The sequence below is a fragment of the Streptomyces violaceusniger Tu 4113 genome, from assembly GCF_000147815.2.
Lineage (GTDB): Bacteria > Actinomycetota > Actinomycetes > Streptomycetales > Streptomycetaceae > Streptomyces > Streptomyces violaceusniger_A.
Window position 1 is genome coordinate 10,218,494 of record NC_015957.1, and the last position, 24,284, is coordinate 10,242,777.

The following is a 24,284-nucleotide window of genomic DNA, read 5'->3' on the forward strand; positions in this document are numbered from 1 at the left end:
CGGCGCAACACGTGACGTCGCCGAAAGCTGACCGAGAACATGCGGTGTCATGGGTTGTCTCTCCGTGCGCTGAGCTGATGGCCTGTCCGGGCGGCTCGTGGTGGGGTGCGCTACTGCGTCATGATCCTGCCAGTTGTGCCTCCCGCCGAGGAGGTTCCGGCATCGCGATATCGGCTTCACCGCTGGTCAGCCGTATAAAGTGAGTTTTCCGGTCCGGATGTTCAGAGCGCGGGGGAAGTAAGGAGTGGAGACCTTGAGTTCCGACTCGGGGGCACGCACAGCCTTCGCGGAACGCCTCGCGCTGCTGTACCGGGAGGCCGGCAACCCTCCCCTCAAGAGCGTGTCAGAGGCGGTCGTCCGACTCCGGCGGGCCGACGAGCGAGGGCGTCCCGTACGGGTCTCCGCCCAGCGGATCAGCGACTGGCGACGGGCCAAGAACGTACCCGCCCAGTTCATCGCCCTCGCGGCCGTCCTGCTCGTCCTGATACCCGACGCCCGCCGCGCGCGGCCCGTGCCGGTGTCCAAGGGCCTGTACGACATGGCCCACTGGCAGCGGCTGTGGGAGCGGGCGGTGGCCGACCCGGTCGGCGAGCGCCCCGACCCGTCCGCGGAAGAAGAGGAACGGCCCCCGGCCGAAACCCCGGCCGTCTCCGGCGGCGTATGCCCGTACCGGGGGCTGGCCTCGTACCGTCAGCAGGACGCCCGGTGGTTTTTCGGCCGGGAGCGGAGCACGGACGCCCTCGTCACTCAGCTCTGCGCGGCGGAGGAGACGGGCGGCCTGGTCGTGCTCGTGGGCGCCTCCGGGGCGGGGAAGTCCTCCCTGTTGAACGCCGGGCTGGTGCCCGCGCTGCGCGAGCGGCGGGTGCTGCAGCTCGTGCCGGGCGCCGATCCGCTCGCCGAGCTGGCCGGCCGGATCCCCGAACTCGCGGACATCGTCCCCGCGTCGGCGGAGCCGGAGGCGCGGGAGCGCGGCGCTGAGGCGCGGGAGCCCGGCACTCAGGCGCGGGAGCCCGGCACTCCCGGGTTCGCGCGCGCGGTGCGCGAGGCCGTCATGGCATGGGCGGAGCGCGAGACGTCCGCCGCCGCCCGCCCGGTGGTGATCGTGGATCAGTTCGAGGAGGCCTTCACCCTCGGCTCCGACGAGGCGGACCGGCGCGCGTTCATCCAGCTCCTGCACGCCGTCTGCACGCCCGACGGCCCGGGCGAACCGCCCCCGGTGCTCGTCGTCCTCGGCATCCGCGCCGACTTCTACGAGCTGTGCCTGGCCTATCCCGAACTGGCCGACGCGCTGCAGCACCGGCATATGGTGCTCGGGCCGCTGACCACCGCGGAGTTGCGCGAAGCGGTCACCGGCCCGGCCAAGGCCGTGGGGCTGGAACTCGAACCGGGGCTCGCGGAGCTGATCGTCCGTGAAGTGAGCGCCGACAGCCCCCGCGGCACGCATGACGCGGGCGTACTGCCGCTCCTCTCCCACGCCCTGCTCGCCACCTGGCAGCGGCGCAAGGCGGGACGGCTCACGCTGGCCGGCTACCGCGCGGCGGGCGGCATCCAGGGCGCGGTGGCGGCCACCGCCGAACGCGCCTGGTCCGACCTCGACACCGAGGCACGCACGGCCGCGCGACTGCTTCTTCTGCGGCTGGTCCGGCTGGGCGAGGACACCCAGGCCACCCGCAGGCGGGGGACGCGGCACCAGCTCGCGAAGGAGTCGACAGACCCGGGCAAGACGGAGGAATCGCTCGAAGCGCTCGTCCGCGCCCGCCTGGTGACACTCGACGCGGAAACCGTGGAGATCACCCACGAGGCGCTGCTCCACGCCTGGCCACGGCTGCGCGACTGGATCGACGAGGACCGGAACGACCATCTGGTACGCCAGCGGCTGGAGGAGGACGGCCGGGCCTGGGAGGGCTCGAACCGCGACGCGTCCCTGCTCTACCGCGGCTCCCGCCTGGAGCAGGCCCACACCTGGGCAAAGACCGCCGGTGGCACCTATCTGACCCGCGGCGCGGCGGAGTTCCTGGCCGCGTCCGTCCGGCTGCGCAGGCGCACGGTGTGGCTCAGCCGTGGTGCGGTGTCGGCTCTGGTCGTCCTCGCGGTGCTGGCCGCCGGTACGGCAGTGGTCGCCTGGCAGCAGCGGGACGACGCGGTGTTCGAGCAGGTGGTCACCGAAGCCGATCGCTTCCAGTACACGGATCCGTCGCTGTCCGCCCAACTCGCCCTGGCGGCACACCGGTTGCGGCCGGACGACGAGGCGACGAAGAACCGGTTGCTCTCGGTCGTGAACGCGCCGCTGGCCACCCCGCTCCATGGCCACACCGGCGCCGTCTACCTCACCACGTTCAGCCCGAACGGGCGGCTGCTGGCCACCGCCAGCTACGACCGGACCGTACGGCTGTGGGACGTGAGCGACCGGACCCGCCCCAAACCGCTCGGCAAACCCCTCACCGGCCATACGAGCTGGGTGAGCAGCGCGGTCTTCAGCCCGGACGGCCGCACCCTCGCCAGCGCCGGCGACGACGGCACGGTCCGGCTGTGGGACGTGCGGAACCCCGGCCATCCGCGCCCGATCGGCGCGCCCCTGTCCCACCACGACGGCACGATCTATCTGCTCGCCTTCAGCCCGGACGGGCGCACGCTGGCCACGGCCACGGAGGATCGCGTCGTTCGCCTCTGGGACATGAGCCGCCCGGGCCGGCCGAGGCCGCTCGGCGCGCTGACCGGACACACCGCCGCCGTACGCTCCGTGGCGTTCAGCCCCGACGGCCGGACCCTGGCGGCCGGTGGCGACAACGGCACGATCAGGCTGTGGAACATGGCCGATCCGCGCCATCCGAGGCGGATCGAGACGGTGCTGACCGGCCATAAGGACCTGGTGCACTCCGTGGCCTTCAGCCCCGACGGCCGGACTCTGGCCAGCGGCAGCGCGGACAACACCGTCCGGCTGTGGAACGTCGGCGATCCGCGTCGCGCGGAGCCGCTGGGCTCACCGCTCACCGGCCACACCGGCCCCATCTGGTCCGTATCCTTCAGCCCGGACGGATCCATGCTCGCCGCCGCCAGCCAGGACAGCACCGCGAGCCTGTGGAACGTCAGCGACCCGGAGTACCCGTCGCAGGTCGGCGAGCCGCTCGCGGGCAGCAGCGGCGAGATGTACGCCCTGGGCTTCAGCCCCGACGGCCGCACCCTCGCCACCGGGACCGGCGACAACACGGTCCGCCTGTGGTCGCTGCCGACGTCGGACATGGTCGGCCGCAGCGGAGCGTTCCGCCCGGACGGGCGGGTGCTCGCCACGGCCGGGCGCGACGAGAAGGTCCGGCTGTGGAACGTGGAGAAGCCCAGCCGGCCGGTGCCACTGGGCAAGCCGTTCAGCCCCGGGGAGGGCGCGATCCGTGAACTGACCTTCTCCCCCGACGGCCACACCCTCGCGATGATGACCGGCGACCGCGAGGTGCGGCTGTGGAACGTCACCGACCCGGCCCACCCCGTCGCCTACAAGCCGCCCGTCCCCCTGCGGACCCGGTTCGCGGGCGCGCTGGGCTTCAGCCCGGACGGGCGCGTCATGGCGACCGCGTACAACGACGACACCATCCAGTTGTGGAATGTCAGCGACCTGTCCCACGTCCGTCGGCTCGGCGCGCCGCTCACCGGCCACAAGGGCTACGTCAACACCCTCGTCTTCAGCCCGAACGGCCATACGCTGGCCAGCGGCAGCGCGGACAACACCATCCGGCTGTGGAACGTGACCGACCCGCGTCACACCGTCCAAGCGGGCCCGCGCGTCACGGGACACCTCGGCCCCGTCAACGCGCTCGCCTACAGCCCGGACGGCCGCACACTGGCCAGCGGCAGCGACGACAACACCGTCCGGCTCTGGAACGTCACCGATCCCAGCAAGGCGACCCGGCTGCGCTCCCCGCTCACCGGCCACACCGACGCGATCGTGTCGCTGTCGTTCAGCCGGGACGGCAGCACCCTGGCGAGCGGCGGCAACGACAACACGGCCCGCCTCTGGGACGTCACCGCCCCGTCCAAGGCCAAGTCCATCGGCCAGTCGCTGAGCCCCAACGCCAAGACCGGCAATTTCCTGTCGTTCAGCCGCGGGAACCGGATGCTCGGGGTGTCCAGCGGCGCCGACACGGTCCGGCTGTGGAGCCTGGACGTGGACGTGGCGGATCGCCGTATCTGCTCGATGACCCGGGGCGTGCTGACACCGGAGAAATGGCACGAGTACCTGCCGCGGCTGTCGTACGAGCCTCCCTGCGGTCGGTAACGACGTTGCGAGAACGTTGCGTGATCGCGGTCACAACTCCTCATCGGAGGGAGGAGTCGGCTCCCACACGCGAGGAGCCGCGTTACGCTTGGGTACAGCCCGACCGCTGGTGCATCCCCCGTCGCCAGCGGTCGGGCGCTTCCATGTCAGGGGGGAAGCAGGTCAGGGGGAGACGCCGCACGAGAACGCCCCTTCACCCCCTGGAGGCCCCGTGAGTCGCAGGAGCCGCAGGCTCGACCAGGCCGCCCTGGACCTCGGGCGCGAGTACGTCCGCCACGCCCCCTGGAGCGCCGGAAAGCGGGCCCTGGTCGAGAACCACCTCAACGCCGCACTACGGGACCGCCCCCTGCACCGCCTGGCCCGTACCCGCTTCGGCGCCACCTTCGCCGTCGACACGCAGGACCTCATCCAGCGCTACCTGTACCTCTTCGGCGTCTGGGAGCCGCATATGACGCGGTGGCTCCAGCGCCGCCTCAAGCCCGGGGACGTCTTCGTCGACGTCGGGGCCAACATCGGCTACTACAGCGTCCTGGCCTCACGCCTCGTCGGAGCACGCGGCAAGGTGGTGGCGATCGAAGCCTCGCCGACGTTCCACCGCATCCTCCTGCGGCACGCACGGCGCAACGGCTGCGCCAACATCCGCGCGATCAACGCGGCCGTCTCCGACCGCGACGAACTGCTGACGTTCATCCTCGCCAGCTCCCGCAACATGGGCGCGAACAGCGTCGTCCCCTACGACGGCCCGGCCGAGTCCACCTTCGATATCGCGGCCCAGCCCCTGCCACGCCTCCTCACCGAGGAGGAGATCACCCGGGCCAGGGTGATCAAGATCGACGTGGAGGGCGCGGAAGGCGGCGTCGTCCGCGGCCTCCTCCCCCTCCTGGACAAACTGCGCCCCGACGCGGAACTGACCGTCGAGGTCACCCCCCAGCGCATGGCCGACCTCGGCGACTCCGTGGACGAGCTGCTGACAGCCCTGAAGAGCCACGGCTTCCACGTCTACCGCCTGACCAACGACTACGCGGCGGGCACCTACCCGGACGCGATCCGGCGCGCGCCGGAGGTGCCGATGCGCTGGCGGGGCCCGGTCGCCGAGGAAAGCGACCTGGTCTTCTCCCGGGTGGACGCGGAGACCTTGCCCTGATCGGCTGCAGAGGACCGCTAGCAGAGATTGCTGTACCCCTTCGTGTCCCGAGACGGTGGATCACCTCGGGACACGCGGGTCAGCAGAGGCAGCGATCAACGATCGCTACGCTTCGTCAACGAGCCCTTACCTATGAGTTGTTGAGCCCCGACAGCAAGCTCGTCTTCTCGGTTCGCACCGCGTCGAGTCGCATACGTCACATTCACGAGTGATGCGTCAAGGGAACCGGCACTCCGTTCCCTACGATCCGTCAGCGACACTCCAGTAAGTAACGTTTCTGCACCTAGCCGCCCTCGGCACACATCCGCTCAGGTCGTCGAAGGTGGCACGGTGTGCCGCCAACAGGGGCCTCTAGTTGAAAGTTGACGAAGTCACAGATGGCGTAGCGCCCGGTAGGGTGCCGCTTATCAATCCGCCCCCCGGGGGCCAACATCCCTCGTGAATCTCCGCGGAGTCCACGACGGTCGTGGGCCCAGGAAGGGGCGGAACCCGATGGCGAAGAAGCACAACAAGCCAAAGGGGCACTGCCGCTGCAGCAGGCGGGACCAGTCGTATCGGATGGCCCGCTGGCTGGGTCCGGTCTACACGATCTACAAGATCGTGCGAGACCACTGGACCGCTTGACGCGAAGGCCCCGACCTAACGGTCGGGGCCACGCTGCAGCCGGTGTGCTGAGTCGAAGGCCTCACCTAGACCTTGGCCAGGCGACGGGTGGGGCCTTCGTCGTATCCGAGTGCTTGTTACCGCGACGTACGAAACGTGACTCCCATCACAAGCGAGCGCCGCGACGGACCCCATCTTGCCCTGTGCCCCTCGGACTATGCGACAGCCGATCGCGCATCAATTACAGAAGGTCACCGGAAAAACCGGAAAGAAACCAGCTCATTGGGGACGCGTCGACCGTCGACGTGACATAGCTCACATTACTTGGTCACTCAATGCACACCCGAACGGGTCCGAGCTTGGCCGCTTTGTGACAACTTCACCTTGTTGGTAGAGCCCAGTTGAGCCGCCCGGTCGATGAGCGGAGGGACTCTACCGGTCGCCGCCGACAAGGACACCAGCGATCGCGCCAGCGTCTGTCGCTGCGGTCGACCCACGGCGGCACCTGACGCGTCGCAGGGGACGACTCAGCGACGCTTCTTGGGCTTCTTCTTCTGCGGCTTGTTCCATTCACCTCGGTGCAACTGGCAGCGGGAGTAGCCGATCATCGCGGGATTCTGGCATGGTTTCCCGGTATTGGTGTTAGTCGATCCGCACTTAACCTGTTTGCCCATTTGGCCCCCTCGCCGGTCAGCGCCGTCTCAAGTCAATCGTCACCGGCTAAGGCCATGTGTAGTACTGACCGCAGACGCATGCGGCCGATTCCGAGTCCTTTGAGACCGGATCCCATCCTTCACCGTCGGAGGTCCGCCACCGCCAACGCAGCCATGGGCAACTCATGAGGTCGACGGTGCTACTGGTCGTCTCGGGGCAGGTGGACCTTGGCGTCGTCGTAGGTCGCGTCGCCCGTCGGCTCGGCCAGGGCGTAGACCAGGTGCAGCACACCGGTGCGGAAGGTCGCGGAGGAGATCAGCCTCAGCGGGATCGTGGTGTCGGCCTCGTCGAACAGCCGCATGCCCTTGCGGACGGCGATCGGGTGCACCAGCAGGTGCAACTCGTCCAGCAGGCGGTGCGCCAGGAGTTGCCGGACGACGGAGACCGAGCCGCTCAGGGCGATGTCCCCGCCCGGTTCGCGCTTCAGCGCGGTGACGGCGTCCGCCAGCTCGCCCTTGAGCCGCTCGGAGTTCCGCCAGGTGAACGTCAGGTCCTGGCGGGAGGCGACGATCTTGCGGGCGTCGCCGAGCTTCTTGGCGAAACCGGCGTCCTCGCCGCCCTCCGCCTCACGGACCGGCCACGCTCCGGCGAAGCTGTCGTAGGTCTTACGGCCCAGGAGGAGGGTGTCGGCCGTGGCGAAGGAGGCGTCGACGGCGGCGCCCATCTCGTCGTTGAAGTAGGGGAAGTGCCACTGATCGGGTGCTTCCACGACTCCGTCGAGCGAGATGAACAGGCTGGCGGTGGTCTTCCTCATGATGCCCCTCCGGGGGAAGCGGTCGGCGAGCTCTTCCCGGGTCGGTGAGCTCTTCCTCCTCTCAGACCGGGGGCGCCGCACAAACTCATCGGTGCCGACACCTGGCAGGCTTATCGGCGCGCGTCGTAGCGCCAGCCGTCCATGGCGGCCAGGACCCGGGCCCGCGCCTCGACCACCGCGAAGCGGGCCGCTCGCTCGGCCTCGTCGGTGTGGGCGGACTGGCTGGTGACCTGGCCGGGCCACTTGCGGTAGAGCAGGCCGGTCTCGGCGGTGAACCAGCCGCGGCTGACCGCGTTGAGGGCCAGGAGGAGGCCGGTGTCCTCGGATGCGGGGAGGGCCATCCAGCCGCCGAGGGCGAGGAGCAGCTCCCGGCGTACGAAGAGGGTGACGGGGTGGACCTGGGCGCGGTAGTCGTTCGCCCGCCAGAACTGGAGGAGGGCGCCGCGTGCGATGGGCCCCTGCGGCGGATCGCCCTCGAAGCCGACGGTGGAGCCGTCGGGCAGCAGGTCCAGGGCGCGGCAGGTGGCCCAGCCGAGATCGGGGTGGTCGGTGAGCGCGCGGAGGTCGCGGGCGAGGGCGCCGGGGGTGAGCATGTCGTCGGCGTCCAGCACCTTGACGTACTCGCCCTCGGCGCGGGCGAGCCCCATCGTGCGGGCCATCGCGGCCCGGCCGGCCCGGCCCTGGCCGAAGCTGACGCGGGCGTCATCGGGGACGTAGGGACGTACGGCATCGGTCTCGCCGTCTTCCTGGATGACCCACTGCCAGTCCCAGCCGTCCGGCAGCTCCTGCTCGCGCAACGACTTGTAGGCGTCCGGCAGATGCTCGGCGCCCGGGGCGTGAACCGCGGTGATGACGGTGATGGTGTTCATGGTCCTCATGGTGTTCATGGTGTTCGGCATGTGGTGTCCGGCATGGTCACCACCTCTTCAGGGGCGTGGTGAAGACCAGCTCCGTACGGTCTCCGCACAGCGTCACGTCGGAGACCTCCGCGACCCGGCCGCCGATATCCGTACAGATCTTGCGCAGGACGATCACCGACACACCCTTCTTCAGCCCGAGCGCCTCGGCCTCTTCCACCGTCGGTGGCCGGGCCGTGATCCGTTCTTCTATGCGATCCAGCTCGATGCCGATCGTGTAGAGCTGATTCTGGGTGCCGCCGGGCCAGGGCTCGTTGGCGGCGTCGAGCAGCTCCGGATTGGCGGCCACCACGTCGTGGACCAGGTACGAGTGCACCAGGGCGAACGGCGCGTCCTCCGCGCGGCAGTTGGTGCGGTAGATCCGCTCCAGCAGCCGCGTGCCCATCGCAACCCCGAAGACGGACGCCAGGTCCTCGTCGGCCTTCGCGTCGCGGTACTCGGCGTGAAAGGCGAGGTCGGTCACCTCCAGCCCGGTGTCGTGCTCGGTGGACCCGGTCCGCAGGCGCTCCGCCGTGGACCGGGGCGCCCGGTCCTTCTCCCACTGGTGCCGATCGTTGCTCCGCATGACCCGCCGGCGCGGAGTGCGCACGAAGGTCCCCACCCCGTGCCGCCTGTCGATCAGCCCCTCGGCCACCAGCTCCGACAGCGCCCGCTGCAGCGTCGGCACACTGGTCCGATACCGCGCCGCGAGCTTGTCCTCGGCCGGAAGCCGCTCCCCGGGGAGTAGCTGACCTGCGCGGATGCTCTGCCGCAGGGCATCGGCGAGCTGCTCGTACTTGGCCATGCGTAGCTCACCGTCCCGTCCCCGGTTGTGCGGCCGCTGCGGACGATTTCAGCGTAAGTCCTTAAGAGGTCTTATGGCCCGATGAGCCACCGACCCCGAATTGGCCCGCGACCCGGGCACGGCGCTCGGGGCTGTCGTTCACCGAAGCCGCATTCCCCGTTGCCCTCCCGGTCGGGGCCGGATGGGGCACGGTGACGGCTAGCGGCTCTCAGCACAGACGGCACTAGTCGTGGTCCGCTTCGGTAGGCAGCGCCAGCCGGGGACGCCCTTCGTCGGGCAACACAACAAGACGGACGGCCATGCGGCGCGAGTCGGGAGAAGGGTCCCCCGGTTCCGTCGCGTACTTGCGCAGCAGTGTCTGGTACTCCTCGACGAACGCTGCCACCTGATCCTTGGTCATCCACAGGGCACAGCGCTGGATCTGGTTCCAACCTGCCGCGCTGTCGTACCCGGAGTACGCACTCACGACGAGACTCAGATCTTGCGTCATCTTGAGCGCACCGATCTTCACCGCCGCTTCCCGTTCGTCGGCCGTCATGACGAGCCCTGGAGGCGTGAAGATGTCCGCCATAAGCGACTTCCACCAGCGTTCACGGCCGGTGGACTTCTCTTCGATCTCGGCGATCAGGTTGAGATCGGCGAGCTTGCGCAGGTGGTAGCTGGTGGTGCCGGTGCTCTCGCCGAGTGCCTTGGCGACGCTGGTCGAGTTCGCCTCGCCGTGCTCGCCGAGGTAGCTCAGGATGTCTCGGCGCACCGGGTTGGACAACGCCTTGTAGAAGGCTTTGAGGTCTGGGCCGGTGAGAACCCTTGTCTCAGGACGCTCAGGCATACGGCAACCCTACTGCAGAGGGTCTCTGCAGTTGTGCAGAGAACGTTTGCAGAACTTCTCTGCAATCGCTAGCGTGAGGAAAACGGTGCGGGCAGGTGGGCCAGCGGCACGGGCCGTGGTGCCGCTTGCCTTACATAGGGGGTTGTCCATGTCTGACTCACTGGATGCTCGGATACGGGACGAGATCGACGACCAGGTCGCGGAAGCGTTCGACGCCTATCTCGCGGACCGGATCGCCGAACCGGGGCCGCTACGCGCTGCCCTCGCAACGAAACGCAACGCCAAGGTGGTGCTGGGCACGATCGCGCTGGGCGTACTGGCTACAGCCTTGGCACCGACGGACGTCACGGTGGTTTGTTGGATCTGGGGCGCGATCGCTTCGATAAATGTCACCTTCTTGCTGGCTGCTCGCCGCCGTTGACGTGTAGCAGTTCCTGCTGATCGGACACCGGGGCGAATCGGCATGCTGCCCCCGAGACGGCCCCATGCCCAGGCGGGCCCCTGGTCCGGTCGGGCAGCTTCGCCTCGCTTGTCGTAGCGCCGCGCCGATGGTGCGGCGCCTTGAACGCTTGCGGAAGGGTGCAACTCACCGCTGGTGCTTGGCGCGTTCCTGCTCCGCGGAGCTGATGATGGACTCGGCGCCGTCGATGTGGCGCCTGAGCTTGCCGAGCACGTCAGCGCGGGCCGACTCGATCAGGTGGTCCGTGGTCGGGGCTGCACCGGTCGCGGTTCCGCTGGGGACCCAGAAGGTCTTGTGGCTGTGGGCGCGGATGATGTCCTGGCAGGTGCGGATCACCCAGTTCATCGCCACGGTGATCTCGTCGCGGTGGAGCCGGTCGAGGTTGCAGCCGTGATGGTGGTCGCGACGGGCCGTCACTGGGCGCGTCCCCGGGCTTGCGTTGCCTTGATCGTGAACCAGACCGTCTTGCCGACCGTGTGCTCGATGTCGCCCCAGGCGTCCGCGAGTTCGCCGACGAGTAGCAGGCCGCGGCCGTTCTCGCTGTCCGCGCGCGGGGATTGGGCGGTCGGTCGGCCGGGGCCGGAGTCGCGTACTTCGATGCGTACCTCTTCCTCGGCCGCTTCGATCCGTACCCGGAACAGCCGGCCCGGTGGGACGCCATGCAGGAGGGCATTGGTGGCGATCTCCGATACGCATAACTGGATCTCCTCCAAGCGATCGAGGTAACCCCATTGGGAGAGCGTGCGGGTGACGAACTGTCGCGTTGCGCGAATGGATGGCTTGCGTCGCGTGAAGGACTGCTGCCGCGTCAGGGGCATGCGGGTCACCGCCTCAGAGCTGGGTGCGTGAGTGAGGTCACCTTATCGCTATTCGCGAAAGGTGGCGAGGTAGGCTCCAGAGGTGGTGGCCAAGGGGTCGCTTACTGTGTAAAGCGGCAAGGTCGGCGAGTGTCGATCACGCTTGAGGAGGGGCTCAGTGGCCAGCGACGCGTGGATCAGTTCCTCGATGCCTTATCTGCGGCCCGTTGAGGGCGGTCAGGGCGACGCATGGGGTGCGGAAGCGGCAGCGCGCGGGAGGCGTGGGACGCAGCGCATCGTGCATGCCGGGGAGGTTTCCGCTCCGGCTGCCGTGGCCCGCCTTCTGGGACTCGACGACGGGGATACGGTCGTCGTACGGCGCCGGATCATGTACCTCGACGAGGAGCCGTGCGAGCTGACCGACTCCTATTACCCGGCGCACATCGCGGCAGGCACCGGCCTCGCGGGCACCGCGAAGATCCGTGGGGGCGCGGTGGCGCTGCTCGCCGAGTTGGGGCATGTGGGCCAGCGGGTGCGTGAGGACGTGACGGCGCGGATGCCTGGCGCGGACTCGGAGGAGCGGGAGCTGCTGCGGATCGGTGCGGACGAGCCGGTGCTATGTCTGGAGCGGGTCGTGCTCGACGGAGCCGACCGGGCCATTCAGGCCGACCTGATCACCATGCCCGCCAGGCGCCAGCGCCTGCGCTACGAACTCAGGATGGGATGACCGTGCCGAAGGCCGAACAGGACGCAGTCGACCAGCGTTCGCTGCATGAGCGGATCGCCGCCGACCTGCGCGACGAGATCATGTCCGGCGACCTTCCTCCGAGCGCCAAGCTTCCCTCGACCGCCCAGCTCAAGGAGCGATTCACCGCCTCGAACGCGACCGTGCAGAAAGCCCTGCAGCTCCTGAAGGACGAAGGGCTGGCGGTCGGCCGCGCCGGAGCGGCCGTCACCGTACGCGAACACCGGCAGCGCACCATGCGGCCCGCCTCCTACATGGCCCCGGCCGCGCCCGGAGCACCGTACCGATGGATCAGCGAGGCCGCGGGCCACCAGGCTCGTGGAAGCAGCCGGCTCCTCGACGTCACCGAGATCCGCCCGCCCGCCGACGTCGCCGAAGCCCTGCGCCTCCCGGAGGACGGCACGGCGCTGCTGCGGGCACAGGTGCTGCTCATGGACGATGAGCCGGTGGAGCTGGTGAAGTCGTACTACCCGCTGGAGCTGGCACGGGGGACGGCGATGATGGACCGCCGCAAGATCAAGGGTGGCACCCCGGCCCTCCTCGCGGAACTGGGCTACCCGCCCCGCCTCAGCGTCGACAAGGTCTCCGCGCGGGTACCGACCCAGGAGCAGTACGCGGTGCTCGACCTACCGGGAAACCTTCCGGTCCTGCGGACGCTGCGCGTCGTCTACAGCGACGACCAGCGCCCCATCGAAGCCACGGTGATGGCCAAGGCCGGTCACCTCTACGAGCTGCAATACGAGTTCACTCCTTCCTGACCGGGGGAGATTCGGGGGTCGCCTCCGACGGCGAGTACGTCCGCGAGGAGCCGCCGGTGCAGGTCTGTGAGGTTCACGCGACAGCGGTCGTGTTGGGAGCCAGCTCGGTGAAGGTGCTTTCCCAGGTGTCGCGGATATCGCGGCTGATCAAGGTGCGGAGGACGGGCCACATGCTGATCAGCAGGTCTTGGTTGAGGAACTGCACCAGATCGTCGCGCATGCCCTCGGCCAGGACGATCCGATAGAAGCTCATCTTCAGGCGAGGCTGCTCGAGGTCGAACTGGGTGAGCCCGGACCATGCCATGTGCAGCGGCAGGCTGACGGTGCCGTGAGCCGGGCCGGCAAGCTGTGAGAGCTCGGCGGGGAGCCGCCGAGCGAACTTGGCGCGGCGGAACTCGGAGACGCTGGGCGTTGATGCCATGCCTCGATTATTCCGCAGAGACGAGTCGCCTGGTTCGGTGGAGAGCAAAGCAGGCACCAGCTCTGGGTGCCCAGCTGCGTGGTAGGTGGTTCGCCATTGACCGGCTAAGGATTCTCGGCTGGTCGGTGGCCTTGGCGTTTCCGCTGGTGAGGGTCCTGAGATGGCGCCAGGGCAGCGACAAGCCCCCTACTCGCGGTGAAACCGCAGGTAGGGGGCCCGAGCCTGTTGGCCCGGGGCCGTCAGGTCAGTTCCAGGCCGCCGTCGATGGTGAGGATCTGCCCGGTGAGCCAGGTTGTGGCTGGATCGGCCAGGCGCAGGATCCAGGCGGCTACCTCGTCGGGGTCGCCGCGGCGGCCGAGGGGGATGCGCGAGGCTTCTTCGTGCTTGATCTGTTCGATGGTCGCCTCGGGGAGTCCGGCAGCGGCAAGGGCCTGGCTTTCCGTCGGGCCGGGGGCGAGGGCATTGACGCGGATGCCGTCGGCGGCGAGTTCCACTGCCCAACTGCGGGTGAGCTGTTCGAGGGCGGCCTTGGACGCCGCGTAGTGGGCGCCGCCCGGCAACGGCCGGTGGCCGTAGGTGCTCGAGATGTTGACTATCGAGCCCCGGCTCCGGCGCAGGTGCGGCAGCGCCTCACGGGCCAGCAGGCTGGGGGCGACGACGTTGAGGCCGAACAGGTCGGTAATGGCCCTGTCGGTGGTGTCGGCCAGCGGCATGATCTTGGTGGCTCCGGCGTTGTTGACCAGCACGTCCACCTGCCCCCAGCGATCAACCGCGGCGTTGACCACTTCCTCCGGTGCTCCTGGGCCGCTCAGGTCGGCCGAATGGGCGACGATCGCGGGATGCCCGGCGGCGGTCTCCTCAAGAGCGTCGATTCGGCGGCCGACTCCCAGGACCCGGGCACCGGCTTGGGCGAAGGCGCGCGCCGTGGCCCGGCCGATACCGGATCCGGCGCCGGTGACGATGACCACGCGTTCGGCGAGATCTGCGGGGGGCTTGACGCTCATGACACCTCGATGTTCGTCGTTCGTAGAACATCGAATAATGTAACATGGTCTCCGTGAAACAGGCGCGACAACCCACTCCGGACGAGATCACCCTCATCGACGTGATAGGGGCGCTCAACGACCCCATCCGGGTCGGCCTGATACGGGTACTCGCCGACGACCGCGAACACGGATGGGGCGAACTGCGTGCGCCAGTGGCCAAGTCCACCCTCAGCCATCACCTGCGCGTGCTCCGGGACGCAGGCGTCACCCGCACCCGGCAGGAAGGCACCCGCTGCTTCGTCACACTACGCAGCGACGACCTCAACACCCGCTTCCCAGGGCTGCTGAACGCCGTTCTCGACGCCGCCCACCGCGACGACGTCGGCTCCCACGTCGGCCTCGCCGACGACCCGCCGGCCGCCTGACCGACACCGGAGCCCACGAAGATCTCTGGACATCAACGGAGAGCGGCCCACAGCCGGCCGCGTCCGGGGCCCCAGAGTGGGCCCAGACCGTGAAAACGCCCCCGATCCGCGCCATAAGCGCAGGTCGGGGGCGTGATCACAAAGGCTACTTCTTCTTGCCCTGATTCTTTACCGCCTCGATGGCGGCCTTCGCGGCCTCCGGGTCGAGGTAGGTGCCGCCCGGGTTGACGGGGCGGAAGTCGGTGTCCAGGTCGTAGGAGAGCGGGATGCCGGTGGGGATGTTCAGGCCCGCGATGTCGGCGTCGGAGATGCCGTCGAGGTGCTTGACCAGGGCGCGGAGGGAGTTGCCGTGGGCGGCGACCAGGACGGTGCGGCCGGTGAGGAGGTCCGGGACGATGTTGTCGTACCAGTACGGCAGCATGCGCTCGACGACGTCCTTGAGGCACTCGGTGCGGGGGCGCAGCTCGGGCGGGATGGTCGCGTAGCGCGGGTCGTCGCTCTGGGACCACTCGGCGCCGTCCTCGAGCGGGGGCGGCGGGGTGTCGTACGAGCGGCGCCACAGCATGAACTGCTCCTCGCCGAACTCGGCGAGGGTCTGGGCCTTGTCCTTGCCCTGCAGCGCGCCGTAGTGGCGCTCGTTGAGGCGCCAGGAGCGGCGGACCGGGATCCAGAGGCGGTCGGCGGCCTCGAGGGCGAGCTGCGCGGTGCGGATGGCGCGCTTCTGGAGGGACGTGTGGACCACGTCGGGGAGCAGGCCGGCGTCCTGCAGCAGCTCACCGCCGCGGACAGCCTCCTTCTCGCCCTTCTCGTTCAGATTGACGTCCACCCAGCCGGTGAACAGGTTCTTCGCGTTCCACTCGCTCTCACCATGGCGGAGGAGGATCAGCTTGTACGGTGCGTCGGCCATGCTGCCGAGCCTACTGGACCGGTCCGAGGGGGTCGGTTGACGGACCCCGTCAATTCGCTGGCGGTGCGGGGGCGGCATCGGTAAGTTGCGGATGCTGGTTGTGCCGCTTACAGATGTCGCTTACAGATGTCACTTACAGATGCGGCTTGTGTCGCGCACAGGGGGGGTCGTCCGGTGTCCGTCGCTCGACTGAAACAGGCCGCGAAGGAGAGCGTCTCGGGGTTGCCCCGGGAGTTCTGGTGGCTGTGGACCTCCACGCTGGTCAATCGGCTGGGCGGGTTCGTGGCCACCTTTCTCGCCATGTACCTGACCGCGGACCGGGGCTATTCGCCGATGTTCGCCGGGCTGGTCGGGGCGCTCTACGGGCTGGGCGGGGCGGTGTCGGCGGTGGTCTCCGGGGTGCTGACCGACCGGCTGGGGCGGCGGCCCACGCTGCTGGTCTCGCAGGTGTCGACGGCGGTCACGGTCGCCGTGCTCGGCTTCGTCCAGGATCCGGTCTCCATTGCCGTCGTGACCTGTCTGGTGGGGATGACCAGCAACGCGTCACGGCCCGCCGTGCAGGCGATGATCGCCGACATCGTCCGCCCCGAGGACCGGGTGCGGGCCTTCGCGCTCAACTACTGGGCCATCAACCTCGGCTTCGCCGTCTCCGCGGCGGCGGCCGGGCTGATCGCGAGCCACGGCTATCTCACGCTCTTCCTGGGCGACGCCGGGATGACGCTGCTGTGCGCGGTCATCGTCTTCGCCAAGGTGCCGGAGTCCCGTCCGGAGCGGGGCGTCGTCCCCACCGGGAGTGGGGGTGTGGACGAGCCGGAGGTCGGGCTGGGCTCGGTGCTGCGGGACCGGCGGTTCATGGCCGTGGTCGGGCTGTCGTATCTGGTCGCGACCCTCATCCAGCAGGCGTTCGTGGCGCTGCCCGTGGCGATGGGGGCGGAGGGGCTGTCCAGCACGGACTACGGCATCGCGATCGCGACCAACGGCGCGCTGATCGTGGCCGTACAGATCCCGGTGACGCGATTCCTCGAACATCGCGACCCGGCGCCGCTGCTGATGGCCTCCGCGCTGCTGACCGGAGGGGGCTTCGGGCTGACCGCCTTCGCCGGGTCGGTCGGGATGTACACGGTGGCCGTGACCGTCTGGACGCTCGGCGAGATCATCAACTCCCCCACTCAGATGGGGCTCGTGGCCCGGCTCTCCCCGACCCATGCGCGCGGCCGCTACCAGGGGATGTACAGCCTGTCGTGGTCCCTCGCCTCGCTCACCGCACCGCTGGTGGGTGGCGCGGTCATGGACCGCTTCGGGGCGGACACCCTGTGGGCGAGCAGCGCCGTGGTGGGGATCGTGGCGGCCGGGGGGTACGCGGCACTGGGGCGTGCGATGCGGAACCGGCCTGTGGGCGGGACGTCTGAGGGCGGGACGTCTGAGGGCGGGACGTCTGACGGCGGGACCTCTGAGGGCGGGACGTCTGAGGGCGACGTGGCTGCTGGGGTGGGTGCTGAGGTGGCTGCTGAGGTGGCTGCTGAGGGTGTGGTGGGTGCTGGGGGCGGCGTCCGGGCCGGGGTGGGCGAGGGTGGCGGTGGCTAGGGGCGCGGCCCGCAGCGATTACGGCGCAGGCCTGGGGATTACGGGGTCGATGTGGATGGGCGGGGGCAGTGGGATCTGGTAGGTCGGGACCGTCGGCCGGTCCGGGAAAGTGGGCCGCTGGTAGGTCGGATAGGGAGCGGGATCCGTGCCGGTGCCGCCGCCCGGCTGGTAGCGGTCGTTCCACCGGGTCACCGGGATCCGGGGGTAGCTCGGCTCGTCCTTGTTCGCCCACAGCGCGAACGTCAGCCCCGTCATCCCCACCAGCACGGTGAGCGCCAGCGCCCCCACGCCGATGATGCGCCGGCGCGCGGGGCCGGTGACCTCGGGCGCGATGCTGATCCGCCGCGCCTTCTCCCCCGGCACCGGCCCAGCCGCCGTGCCCCCGGCCGGGCCGGGCAGGGGCGCGCGTTCGTCCACGCCCAGGGCGGCCAGGTGCAGCCCCAACCGCTGGGTCTGGCCGGGCAGCCGCACGGCGGTGTCGGCCCAGGTGCGAATGGTTTCGGGGGCGATGCCGTCGGGCGGTACGAGGATGCTGGGGCCGGTCCAGTTCATGGCCCAGTACGCGGTCCCCTGCGCGACCAGTTGCGCTCCGATCAGCACGGCCAGGGCGTCGGCCAGGGAGCTGAGCGGATCGTCGCCTTCGGTCTGCTCGGGGTGGGGTGTCCGCTCACCGTTCGACAGACGGGAGTACAGACGGGAGTTGAGGGCGCGGGCGAGGGGCATACGGCGGCCGCTCTCCAGCAGCCGCAGCACTCGCTGGATCGTCAGCGCGTCCGGCTGGGCGGCTGGTTCCACGACCGGTCCCGCTTCCGGCTCCCCGGCCCACCTCGCGTCCGGCTCCGCGACGGGCTCCGCGTTCGGCCCCGCTTCCGGCTCCCCGACCCACCTCGCGTCCGGCTCCGCGACGGGCTCCGCGTTCGGCCCCGCCTTCTGGCGTCCCATCCCCTCGGCCGCCTCGACCCCGCGCACCGCCTCGGCCAGCGGGGTCAGGATCCGCGTCGCGCGGTGCTCGGCCAGTTCGGTGAGCCAGTCCCGCCACGGCACCCGCTTACCCGCGTCCGGGCCGGACAGCATCACGCGGCCCATCGCGACCGCGTACCGCGACCGTAGCGAGAGGGGGTCCGGGGCGAGGGGATCCGGGGACAGGGAGCCCGGGAAAAGAGGTTCGGCGCCGGGCTCCGGGGCGGGCAGGCGCGCCAGCCGTTCCAAGCGGGTGGCCAGCGCCGGATGCGCGTCGTCGGGGTCGGCGGGCCGCTCTACGGCGCGGGCGCGTAACGCGGCCAGCGGCTCCCGTACTTCGGGGGCCTCGACCATATGGGCGAAGGCGCGGAACGGATCGTCAGGAATCCGGCCCGTCGCCCGGCGCATCGGGGCGAGGAAGTCCGCGAGGAACTCCTGCCACGCCGCCTCCAGCGCCGCCGTCGAGCGCAGCGCGTCGGCCATGGCGCCCGGACCGGCCACCCGGGCGGCCTCGCGATCGGCCTCCAGTTCCTGCCGTCGCCGGACCGGGCGGGTGAGCCAGCGGAAGACGTGGGTGTAGAGGCCGAGCAGCAGCAGGGGCCAGCCCGCGTACAACCGCACCAGGTCATTGGCTGCCGACGCGTCCTGGATCGCCTGCCGGGCGGCGACCAGCCCCGCCGCGCCCCGGTGGGCGACCGCGCCGAAGCGGCTGTGGCGGCGGGAGAAGTGGCCCAGCTCATGGGCGAGGACGGCGCGCAGTTCGGCGGATGACAGACAGGCCAGCAGGGGCATTCCGAGGTAGAGGACGCGTCGGCCGGGGGCGAGCCCGAGGAGCGGTGCGTCCTCGGTGACGGAGGCGTTGACCTCGGCGGTCAGCCGGATACGGGCGGGCGGCCGGGTGCCGACGGCGAGGGCCAGCTCCTCGACCGTGCGCCATAACTCCGGCGCCCCGCGCCGGGTCACCGGCACCGCGTCCTCGCGCGATACGGCGGGGCGGGCGGTGCGGATCACCGCCCACACCATGCCGAAGACGATCGGGGCGAACGCCGCGCAGGCGGTGACGACGCTCATGGGCGGCGTCTGGACCCCCGGCTCTGCGGCGGTCCATAAGGCCGCCGCGAGGAAGGCGCCCCAGAGCAGCACCATGGCCGCGACCAGCGCGTAGAAGACGGCGAGCAGGGCGAGGGCGAGGAGGGCGCGGGCGGCGGCGATCATCGGCGCTCCCGGGTGCCGTCGTGGGCGCCGCCGTTGCGGGTGCCGTCGTGGACGCCGTTGCGGGTGCCGTCGTGGACGCCGTTGCGGGTGCCGTCACGGGCGCCGCGCCGGGCGTCAGGCCGGAAGCCCTTCCGCGCGTCGAGCCGGAAGCCATCCCGCGCGTCGCCCCGGAAGCCGTCCGACAGCCACTCCGCGGCCCCGTACAGCGCCGCCGTCAGCGGGTCCTCCGGCGTGCGGGTCAGCAGGCGCTCGGTCGGGCGGCCGAGCTCCGGGGAGACGTCCAGCATCAGGCTCAGCCGGGCGCGGGCCTTGTTGAGGTTGCTGCCGACGCTGCCGACCGAGATCCCCAGCTCGGCGGAGATCGCCCGATAGCTCATGCCCTCGAGCGAATGCATGACGACCACCTGGCGCTGGCGCGGCGGCAGCGTGCCGAGGGCGCGCAGCGCGGCCAGTGCCTCGGCGGTCTCCTCCACGGTGGCGGTCGTGGCGGCCGGGACGGTCGTCCCGGCCATCTCGACCGGCTTCCAGCGGAACCACCACCGCCGCCCGTCCTTCGAGAGCTTGCGCCGCATGGTGGTGGTCACCCATGCCTCGGGCGAGGCGTACGCCCTGACCTCGGGCCAGCGGCGCATCGCCTCGATGTACGCCTCCTGCACGGCGTCCTCGGCGTTCTGCCGATTGCCGCTGAGCATCACCGCGCGGGCGGCCAGCCAGGGGTAGGTGCGGGCGTAGAAGGCGTCGAACTCCTCCTCGAACTCGCCGCCACGCGCGGTCTCCTCGACGGTGTCACTCACCCCGATCGCCCCCGTCCCGCTCCTCCACCCGCCGCCTTATGGTCAGCGCCGTGCCGTCGGGGCGGCGGTCGGTGAGCACCGTGCCCGGCGCCGTTCTGCTCACCAACTCGGCCAGCGTGCGCGCCCGGAGCCGTTCGCCCGAGCGCGCCGCCAGCCAGCGGATGACGTCCCCCATCAGCCGTAGCACCCCCACCGTCACGACCGTTGCCACCGTGAGCCACGGATTGTCCATGAGCACCGTTGTGTCTCCTCTTCATGGTTCCCGGCCGGAGCCGGTTCACCATGTAGAGGCGTCATGGACCGTATTTCTTCACCGCGTTTCGCACCGTGTTTTCCGGGGGATGTCAGCCGATCGCGCGCTGCGCCTCGTACAGATTGCGGGGGTGGACGGCCTCAGGGTGGCCATAGGACTCGATACGGGAGTGAAGCGGACCGGTGAAGTCCGGGACGTCGATCTGGCCGAACTGCCGGACCTCGCTGATCCCGACCGTCGCGCTGTACGGCGCGATGTCGTCGACCTTGACACACCCGGCCCGCTGATTGCCGACCGTGACGTTCCAGTGGGTGAACCGCGCACCGTAGAGCGGGCCCGCGCTCGCGTCGCCGCCGTGCGCCCCCGTGTTGTCCACGGTGATCTCCGTACGGACGTTGGCGAAGGGCATCCCGCGGTGGGTGTCGAAGGTGCCCATCTCCATCCGGCCGCGCGACCAGACGTTGTAGCTGGACAGCCCCTCCACGTTGATGCCGTGCAGTGACGTCCCCGCCGGGGCCGGGACGGTGCGCCGGGCCAGGACGAAGTCCTCCACGAGGTTGTCGTGCGAGCCCTCGCGGCAGCAGTAAGGATGATGGCTGCCGCGCCCCGTCACCCGGGTGCGGCGCAGGGTGCACGCCTTGGCGGCGACCAGCAGGAAGCCGTTGTCGACGTTGTTGACGGTCACGTCGTCCACCCAGCAGTCCCACGCGCACTGCAGCGCGACGCCGTTGTACCCCTTGTCCAGCAGATGCTGCGACTGCGGGGTCTCGACGACGTCGAGGGTGATGCCCTCGACCCCGGAGCCGGTGACCGGGCGTACGAGCGTGGTGAACCGGGGCTTCCAGGCGGGCCGGGCATCCAGCGGCAGCGGACGGTCGAGGGTCACCCGGCGGCGCCACCGGTCGACGGAGACGACGCGGCACGGCCATTCGTAAGGGACGTACGAGGTGAGCTTGGTCTTGTCGGCCCAGACGTAGTCGGCGGCGCCCTCGAGATCACCGGCCATATGACGCAGGAGGGAGTGGGTGTCGTCGTCGGCGAGCTGGAACAGCACGCGGTCGCCGCGGCGCAGGGCGGACGGGTCCTCGACGGTCACCGTCCAGTCGCCGCGGCGGGCCGGGGCGGCGAGATCGGTAAGGGTGTGCCACTCGTCGCGCTTGTTGCCCGTCCAGCCCTCGAACGGCCAGGCCTGGGCCCGGATCGCGTCGGTCAGGGAGCGCCAGCGGGCGTCCGGGCAGATCCAGATGAGGCCGCCGGCCCAGGACCAGGACGACTTGTTCCCGCCGTAGCGGCTGCCGTACGGGCCGATCAGCTCGGTGAGGCTGCGGGTCGCGTGGAGGGTGGTGCGGCCGCTGCCCGCGCCGCGCAGCACGACGTTGTCGTAGCCGAGGCGGATGACGTCGTCCACGCGGTACGTCCCGGGCGGCACCAGCACCGTGCCACCGCCGCGCCGACCGGCCGCGGCGATGGCGCGGTTGATCGCGGGGGCGGCGTCCGTGGAGCCGTCGGGCCGGGCGCCGTAGTCGCGGACGTCGGCGACGACGGGCAGGCGGGGGAATTGGTTGCGCCCGCCGAGGAATCCGGCGCGGCCGATGTACGGGATCTGCGGATGGGTGTACGGCCGGGCGCGGAACTCACGCCAGAGGGGGGACGTACGCGCCCCGCCCGAGGCGCCCGCCCCGCCGGAGGTGTCCGCCCCGCCCGAGGCGCCCGGTCCGGCGGCGGTACGCGGCGCGGCGGCCGCGTCCGTGGCGGTCAGGAACGGGGTGCCCGTCCCCAGGAACGTGGCGCCCGCCGCCACGCCCATCGCGCCGCCGAGCAGCCGCCTTCTGTTGATCTCCGTGCCCATGAACCAGCCCCGCCTTCCATGGATGTGAACGCAGTTCAGGTGAGAGACGGCGTGAGAATGCCATGGGGCAGGGGTGCGCGGAAGGGGTCGCGTCAGGATGGACGTACGTCAGGCATGGCAAGGAGGCACATCAGCGCCGTGCATCAGGCGCGCGCGGAACGCGCCCCGCCGACGTTCACTTCGCCGCGTCCCGGGTCAGATTGCTGAACGCCTCAAGATTACGAGTGGATTCGCCGCGCGCCGTGCGCCAGGCGTACTCCTTGCGGATGGCGGTCGCGAACCCCATCTCCAGCAGGGTGTTGAAGCTGCCGTCCGCGTTCTCCAGCACCGTGCCGAGCAGCCGGTCCACTTCCTCCGGGATGACCGCGGCGAGCGGCAGCTTGCCCACCAGATAGATGTCGCCGAGCTGGTCGATCGCGTAACTCACCCCATAGAGCCGGGTGTTGCGCTCCAGCAGCCAGCGGTGGACGGCCTCGTGGTTCTCGTCGGGATGGCGGACGACGAAGGCGTTGACCGAGAGGGAGTGCCGGCCGACCCGCAGCGAGCAGGTGGTCGACAGCTTGCGGGTGCCCGGGAGCGTGACGACGTAGGTGCCGTCCTCCGGGCTCTCCCACTCCAGTTCGGCGTCGTTCAGCGTCCGCTCGATGACGGCCCGGGGGTCGGTCTTGGGCGCGATGTCAGCCTTGGGGTCAGCCATGGGCCGATCGTAGGCGACGCCGCTCACGCATCGCCTCCGCGTAGACGTCCGCCGTCGCCGCGGCGGCCGTGTCCCACCCGAAGGACTCCGCATGCCGGGCCGCCGCCGCGCCCATCCGTTCCACCCTCCCCGCCTCGCTCGCGAAGGGGCGCAGGGCGCGGGCGTAGTCGGCGGGGTCGTGGCCCTGGATCAGCGTGCCGCTGACCCCGTCCCGTACGGCCACCGGCAGACCGCCCACCGAGGCCGCCACGACCGGCGTGCCGCATGCCTGGGCCTCGATGGCCACCAGCCCGAACGATTCGCTGTACGACGGCATGACCAGCACGGACGCCGCCCGGTACCAGTCCGCGAGCTCGTCCTGCGTACACGGCGGCCGGAACCGGACCACATCGCAGATCCCCAGCCGCGCCGCCAGCTTGTGCAGCCCCTCGGGCTTGGCCAGGCCGCTGCCGCTGGGGCCGCCCACCACGGGCACGACCATGCGCTCGCGCAGCGAGGGGTCCTCCTCCAGGAGGTGGGCGACCGCGTGCAGCAGGATGTCGGGGGCCTTGAGCGGCTGTATGCGCCCGGCGAAGAGGGGTATGAGCGCGTCGGCCGGGAGTCCCAGCCGGGCCCGGGCGGCGGCCCGGCCGTCGGCGGGGCGGAAGCGGTCGAGGTTCACCCCGGGGTGGACGACCGCGACCAGCTCGCGGGCCGCCTCGTAGTGGTGCACCAGCTCGTCGGCCTCCCCGCCGGTGTTGGCGATCAGCCGGTCGGCGGCGCGGACGATCTGCTGCTCGCCGATCACGCGGGCCGCGGGCTCGGGGGTGTCGCCCGCCGCCAGCGCGGCGTTCTTGACCTTGGCCATGGTGTGCATGGCATGCACCAGCGGCACTCCCCAGCGCTCGGTGGCCAGCCAGCCGACGTGGCCGGAGAGCCAGTAGTGGGAGTGGACGAGATCGTAGTAGCCCGGCCGGTGCCCGGCCCACGCCCGCATGACCCCGTGGGTGAACGCGCAGAGCTGCGCCGGCAGCTCCTCCTTCGCCAGCCCCTCGTAGGGCCCCGCGTCCACATGCCGTACGAGCACACCGGGGGCGAGCTCGACGGATGGGGGCAGCGCGGCGGTGGTGGCCCGGGTGAAGATCTCCACCTCGATGTCGATCGCGGCCAGGCGCTTGGCCAGCTCGACGATGTAGACGTTCATCCCCCCGGCGTCGCCGGTGCCGGGCTGATGCAGCGGCGAGGTGTGCACACTGAGCATCGCGATCCGCCGCGGCCGCCGTGGAATGCGGCGAAGCCGCTGGTGGGGCGGGGCGCCGAACGGTATATGGGACCGGCCTCGCAGACCGCCGAGCCGGGACGCGTGCTGGCTCACCGAGCGTTACCTCCTTGACGGGGCGGGCTCCCTCCTCGGGCGTTAACACCGGAACTCATGGTTCCCA

The 24,284-nt window shown here is 70.4% G+C and carries 23 protein-coding genes; 7 read left to right on the forward strand and 16 right to left on the reverse strand.

Annotation, left to right across the window (positions count from 1 at the left end; translation table 11 throughout):
* The first annotated feature begins 244 nt into the window (after window positions 1–244).
* Window positions 245–4,267 carry an nSTAND1 domain-containing NTPase gene (locus STRVI_RS41670; RefSeq protein WP_043237426.1) on the forward strand — a complete coding sequence of 1,341 codons (4,023 nt, stop codon included), beginning with the start codon at window positions 245–247 and terminating at the stop codon, window positions 4,265–4,267.
* Window positions 4,268–4,478: 211 nt separating this feature from the next.
* Window positions 4,479–5,411 (forward strand): FkbM family methyltransferase, encoded by a 933-nt coding sequence (locus tag STRVI_RS41675; protein ID WP_014061585.1) that lies wholly within the window; start codon window positions 4,479–4,481, stop codon window positions 5,409–5,411.
* A gap of 1,130 nt (window positions 5,412–6,541) precedes the next feature.
* Here STRVI_RS41675 and STRVI_RS55810 read toward each other — a convergent pair.
* The 5 genes from STRVI_RS55810 to STRVI_RS41695 all read right to left on the reverse strand — a co-directional run bounded on the left by STRVI_RS55810 (window position 6,542) and on the right by STRVI_RS41695 (window position 10,012).
* Complete coding sequence (locus STRVI_RS55810) at window positions 6,542–6,688, reverse strand: HGGxSTG domain-containing protein (RefSeq protein ID WP_014061587.1); 147 nt, start codon at window positions 6,686–6,688, stop codon at window positions 6,542–6,544.
* Between the two features lie 179 nt (window positions 6,689–6,867).
* Window positions 6,868–7,482 (reverse strand): dihydrofolate reductase family protein, encoded by a 615-nt coding sequence (locus STRVI_RS41680; protein WP_014061588.1) that lies wholly within the window; start codon window positions 7,480–7,482, stop codon window positions 6,868–6,870.
* Between the two features lie 110 nt (window positions 7,483–7,592).
* On the reverse strand, window positions 7,593–8,351 hold the full coding sequence (locus tag STRVI_RS41685) for a glycosyltransferase family 2 protein (protein ID WP_043241545.1): 759 nt from the start codon (window positions 8,349–8,351) through the stop codon (window positions 7,593–7,595).
* A 46-nt stretch (window positions 8,352–8,397) separates the two neighbouring features.
* On the reverse strand, window positions 8,398–9,183 hold the full coding sequence (locus STRVI_RS41690) for a GntR family transcriptional regulator (RefSeq protein WP_014061590.1): 786 nt from the start codon (window positions 9,181–9,183) through the stop codon (window positions 8,398–8,400).
* A 223-nt stretch (window positions 9,184–9,406) separates the two neighbouring features.
* On the reverse strand, window positions 9,407–10,012 hold the full coding sequence (locus STRVI_RS41695) for an ArsR/SmtB family transcription factor (RefSeq protein WP_014061591.1): 606 nt from the start codon (window positions 10,010–10,012) through the stop codon (window positions 9,407–9,409).
* Window positions 10,013–10,160: 148 nt separating this feature from the next.
* Between STRVI_RS41695 and STRVI_RS41700 the strand changes: the two genes are divergently transcribed.
* Window positions 10,161–10,433 (forward strand): hypothetical protein, encoded by a 273-nt coding sequence (locus STRVI_RS41700; protein ID WP_014061592.1) that lies wholly within the window; start codon window positions 10,161–10,163, stop codon window positions 10,431–10,433.
* A 165-nt stretch (window positions 10,434–10,598) separates the two neighbouring features.
* Here the strand turns inward: STRVI_RS41700 and STRVI_RS41705 are convergent, their stop codons facing one another.
* Both STRVI_RS41705 and STRVI_RS41710 read right to left on the reverse strand, forming a co-directional pair.
* Window positions 10,599–10,889: a hypothetical protein gene (locus tag STRVI_RS41705; protein WP_014061593.1), complete on the reverse strand. Its 291-nt coding sequence runs from the start codon at window positions 10,887–10,889 to the stop codon at window positions 10,599–10,601.
* Window positions 10,886–11,290 carry an ATP-binding protein gene (locus STRVI_RS41710; RefSeq protein WP_014061594.1) on the reverse strand — a complete coding sequence of 135 codons (405 nt, stop codon included), beginning with the start codon at window positions 11,288–11,290 and terminating at the stop codon, window positions 10,886–10,888. Before STRVI_RS41710 ends, STRVI_RS41705 begins: the two co-directional genes overlap by 4 nt.
* Window positions 11,291–11,447: 157 nt before the next feature.
* On the opposite strand from STRVI_RS41710, the gene STRVI_RS41715 reads away from it, so the two are divergent.
* Both STRVI_RS41715 and STRVI_RS41720 read left to right on the forward strand, forming a co-directional pair.
* Window positions 11,448–11,996 (forward strand): GntR family transcriptional regulator, encoded by a 549-nt coding sequence (locus STRVI_RS41715; RefSeq protein ID WP_014061595.1) that lies wholly within the window; start codon window positions 11,448–11,450, stop codon window positions 11,994–11,996.
* The gene (locus STRVI_RS41720; RefSeq protein ID WP_014061596.1) at window positions 11,993–12,772 is read left to right on the forward strand and encodes a GntR family transcriptional regulator; all 780 of its coding nucleotides are present in this window, start codon (window positions 11,993–11,995) and stop codon (window positions 12,770–12,772) included. Before STRVI_RS41715 ends, STRVI_RS41720 begins: the two co-directional genes overlap by 4 nt.
* Window positions 12,773–12,845: 73 nt before the next feature.
* On the opposite strand, the gene STRVI_RS41725 is transcribed toward STRVI_RS41720, so the two are convergent.
* Both STRVI_RS41725 and STRVI_RS41730 read right to left on the reverse strand, forming a co-directional pair.
* Window positions 12,846–13,193 carry a hypothetical protein gene (locus STRVI_RS41725; protein WP_014061597.1) on the reverse strand — a complete coding sequence of 116 codons (348 nt, stop codon included), beginning with the start codon at window positions 13,191–13,193 and terminating at the stop codon, window positions 12,846–12,848.
* Between the two features lie 239 nt (window positions 13,194–13,432).
* Window positions 13,433–14,197, reverse strand: coding sequence for an SDR family NAD(P)-dependent oxidoreductase (locus STRVI_RS41730; protein ID WP_014061598.1), 765 nt, complete (start codon window positions 14,195–14,197; stop codon window positions 13,433–13,435).
* A 44-nt stretch (window positions 14,198–14,241) separates the two neighbouring features.
* Between STRVI_RS41730 and STRVI_RS41735 the strand changes: the two genes are divergently transcribed.
* On the forward strand, window positions 14,242–14,604 hold the full coding sequence (locus tag STRVI_RS41735; RefSeq protein ID WP_014061599.1) for an ArsR/SmtB family transcription factor: 363 nt from the start codon (window positions 14,242–14,244) through the stop codon (window positions 14,602–14,604).
* 145 nt (window positions 14,605–14,749) lie between these two features.
* Here STRVI_RS41735 and STRVI_RS41740 read toward each other — a convergent pair whose 3' ends face one another.
* Entirely contained in the window at window positions 14,750–15,511 is a 762-nt protein-coding gene (locus tag STRVI_RS41740; RefSeq protein ID WP_014061600.1) for a phosphoglyceromutase, read from the reverse strand.
* A 174-nt stretch (window positions 15,512–15,685) separates the two neighbouring features.
* Here STRVI_RS41740 and STRVI_RS41745 point away from each other — a divergent pair, with 174 nt between their 5' ends.
* Window positions 15,686–17,095, forward strand: coding sequence for an MDR family MFS transporter (locus tag STRVI_RS41745; RefSeq protein WP_014061601.1), 1,410 nt, complete (start codon window positions 15,686–15,688; stop codon window positions 17,093–17,095).
* Between the two features lie 18 nt (window positions 17,096–17,113).
* Here STRVI_RS41745 and STRVI_RS41750 read toward each other — a convergent pair whose 3' ends face one another.
* The 6 genes from STRVI_RS41750 to mshA all read right to left on the reverse strand — a co-directional run bounded on the left by STRVI_RS41750 (window position 17,114) and on the right by mshA (window position 24,217).
* Window positions 17,114–19,270 carry a M48 family metalloprotease gene (locus STRVI_RS41750; RefSeq protein ID WP_014061602.1) on the reverse strand — a complete coding sequence of 719 codons (2,157 nt, stop codon included), beginning with the start codon at window positions 19,268–19,270 and terminating at the stop codon, window positions 17,114–17,116.
* Window positions 19,267–20,064, reverse strand: coding sequence for an RNA polymerase sigma factor (locus STRVI_RS41755; protein WP_014061603.1), 798 nt, complete (start codon window positions 20,062–20,064; stop codon window positions 19,267–19,269). Before STRVI_RS41755 ends, STRVI_RS41750 begins: the two co-directional genes overlap by 4 nt.
* Complete coding sequence (locus STRVI_RS41760; RefSeq protein ID WP_150112962.1) at window positions 20,057–20,296, reverse strand: hypothetical protein; 240 nt, start codon at window positions 20,294–20,296, stop codon at window positions 20,057–20,059. The genes STRVI_RS41755 and STRVI_RS41760 overlap by 8 nt, the downstream gene beginning before the upstream one ends.
* Window positions 20,297–20,408: 112 nt before the next feature.
* Window positions 20,409–22,166 (reverse strand): glycoside hydrolase family 55 protein, encoded by a 1,758-nt coding sequence (locus tag STRVI_RS41765; RefSeq protein ID WP_014061605.1) that lies wholly within the window; start codon window positions 22,164–22,166, stop codon window positions 20,409–20,411.
* Window positions 22,167–22,341: 175 nt separating this feature from the next.
* The gene (locus tag STRVI_RS41770; RefSeq protein ID WP_043241547.1) at window positions 22,342–22,863 is read right to left on the reverse strand and encodes a YbjN domain-containing protein; all 522 of its coding nucleotides are present in this window, start codon (window positions 22,861–22,863) and stop codon (window positions 22,342–22,344) included.
* Complete coding sequence (mshA, locus tag STRVI_RS41775; protein WP_014061607.1) at window positions 22,856–24,217, reverse strand: D-inositol-3-phosphate glycosyltransferase; 1,362 nt, start codon at window positions 24,215–24,217, stop codon at window positions 22,856–22,858. The genes STRVI_RS41770 and mshA overlap by 8 nt, the downstream gene beginning before the upstream one ends.
* Window positions 24,218–24,284: the final 67 nt, after the last annotated feature.

Bases quoted from the DNA above. Each gene is read 5' to 3' on its own strand.
- STRVI_RS41740 (WP_014061600.1), bottom strand. From the start codon at position 15,511: ATGGCCGACGCACCGTACAAGCTGATCCTCCTCCGCCATGGTGAGAGC.
- STRVI_RS41770 (WP_043241547.1), bottom strand. From the start codon at position 22,863: ATGGCTGACCCCAAGGCTGACATCGCGCCCAAGACCGACCCCCGGGCC.
- STRVI_RS41725 (WP_014061597.1), bottom strand. From the start codon at position 13,193: ATGGCATCAACGCCCAGCGTCTCCGAGTTCCGCCGCGCCAAGTTCGCT.
- STRVI_RS41685 (WP_043241545.1), bottom strand. From the start codon at position 8,351: ATGAACACCATCACCGTCATCACCGCGGTTCACGCCCCGGGCGCCGAG.
- STRVI_RS41700 (WP_014061592.1), top strand. From the start codon at position 10,161: ATGTCTGACTCACTGGATGCTCGGATACGGGACGAGATCGACGACCAG.
- STRVI_RS41735 (WP_014061599.1), top strand. From the start codon at position 14,242: ATGGTCTCCGTGAAACAGGCGCGACAACCCACTCCGGACGAGATCACC.
- STRVI_RS41690 (WP_014061590.1), bottom strand. From the start codon at position 9,183: ATGGCCAAGTACGAGCAGCTCGCCGATGCCCTGCGGCAGAGCATCCGC.
- STRVI_RS55810 (WP_014061587.1), bottom strand. From the start codon at position 6,688: ATGGGCAAACAGGTTAAGTGCGGATCGACTAACACCAATACCGGGAAA.
- STRVI_RS41710 (WP_014061594.1), bottom strand. From the start codon at position 11,290: ATGCCCCTGACGCGGCAGCAGTCCTTCACGCGACGCAAGCCATCCATT.
- STRVI_RS41695 (WP_014061591.1), bottom strand. From the start codon at position 10,012: ATGCCTGAGCGTCCTGAGACAAGGGTTCTCACCGGCCCAGACCTCAAA.
- STRVI_RS41680 (WP_014061588.1), bottom strand. From the start codon at position 7,482: ATGAGGAAGACCACCGCCAGCCTGTTCATCTCGCTCGACGGAGTCGTG.
- STRVI_RS41720 (WP_014061596.1), top strand. From the start codon at position 11,993: ATGACCGTGCCGAAGGCCGAACAGGACGCAGTCGACCAGCGTTCGCTG.
- STRVI_RS41760 (WP_150112962.1), bottom strand. From the start codon at position 20,296: ATGGACAATCCGTGGCTCACGGTGGCAACGGTCGTGACGGTGGGGGTG.
- STRVI_RS41730 (WP_014061598.1), bottom strand. From the start codon at position 14,197: ATGAGCGTCAAGCCCCCCGCAGATCTCGCCGAACGCGTGGTCATCGTC.
- STRVI_RS41765 (WP_014061605.1), bottom strand. From the start codon at position 22,166: ATGGGCACGGAGATCAACAGAAGGCGGCTGCTCGGCGGCGCGATGGGC.
- STRVI_RS41750 (WP_014061602.1), bottom strand. From the start codon at position 19,270: ATGATCGCCGCCGCCCGCGCCCTCCTCGCCCTCGCCCTGCTCGCCGTC.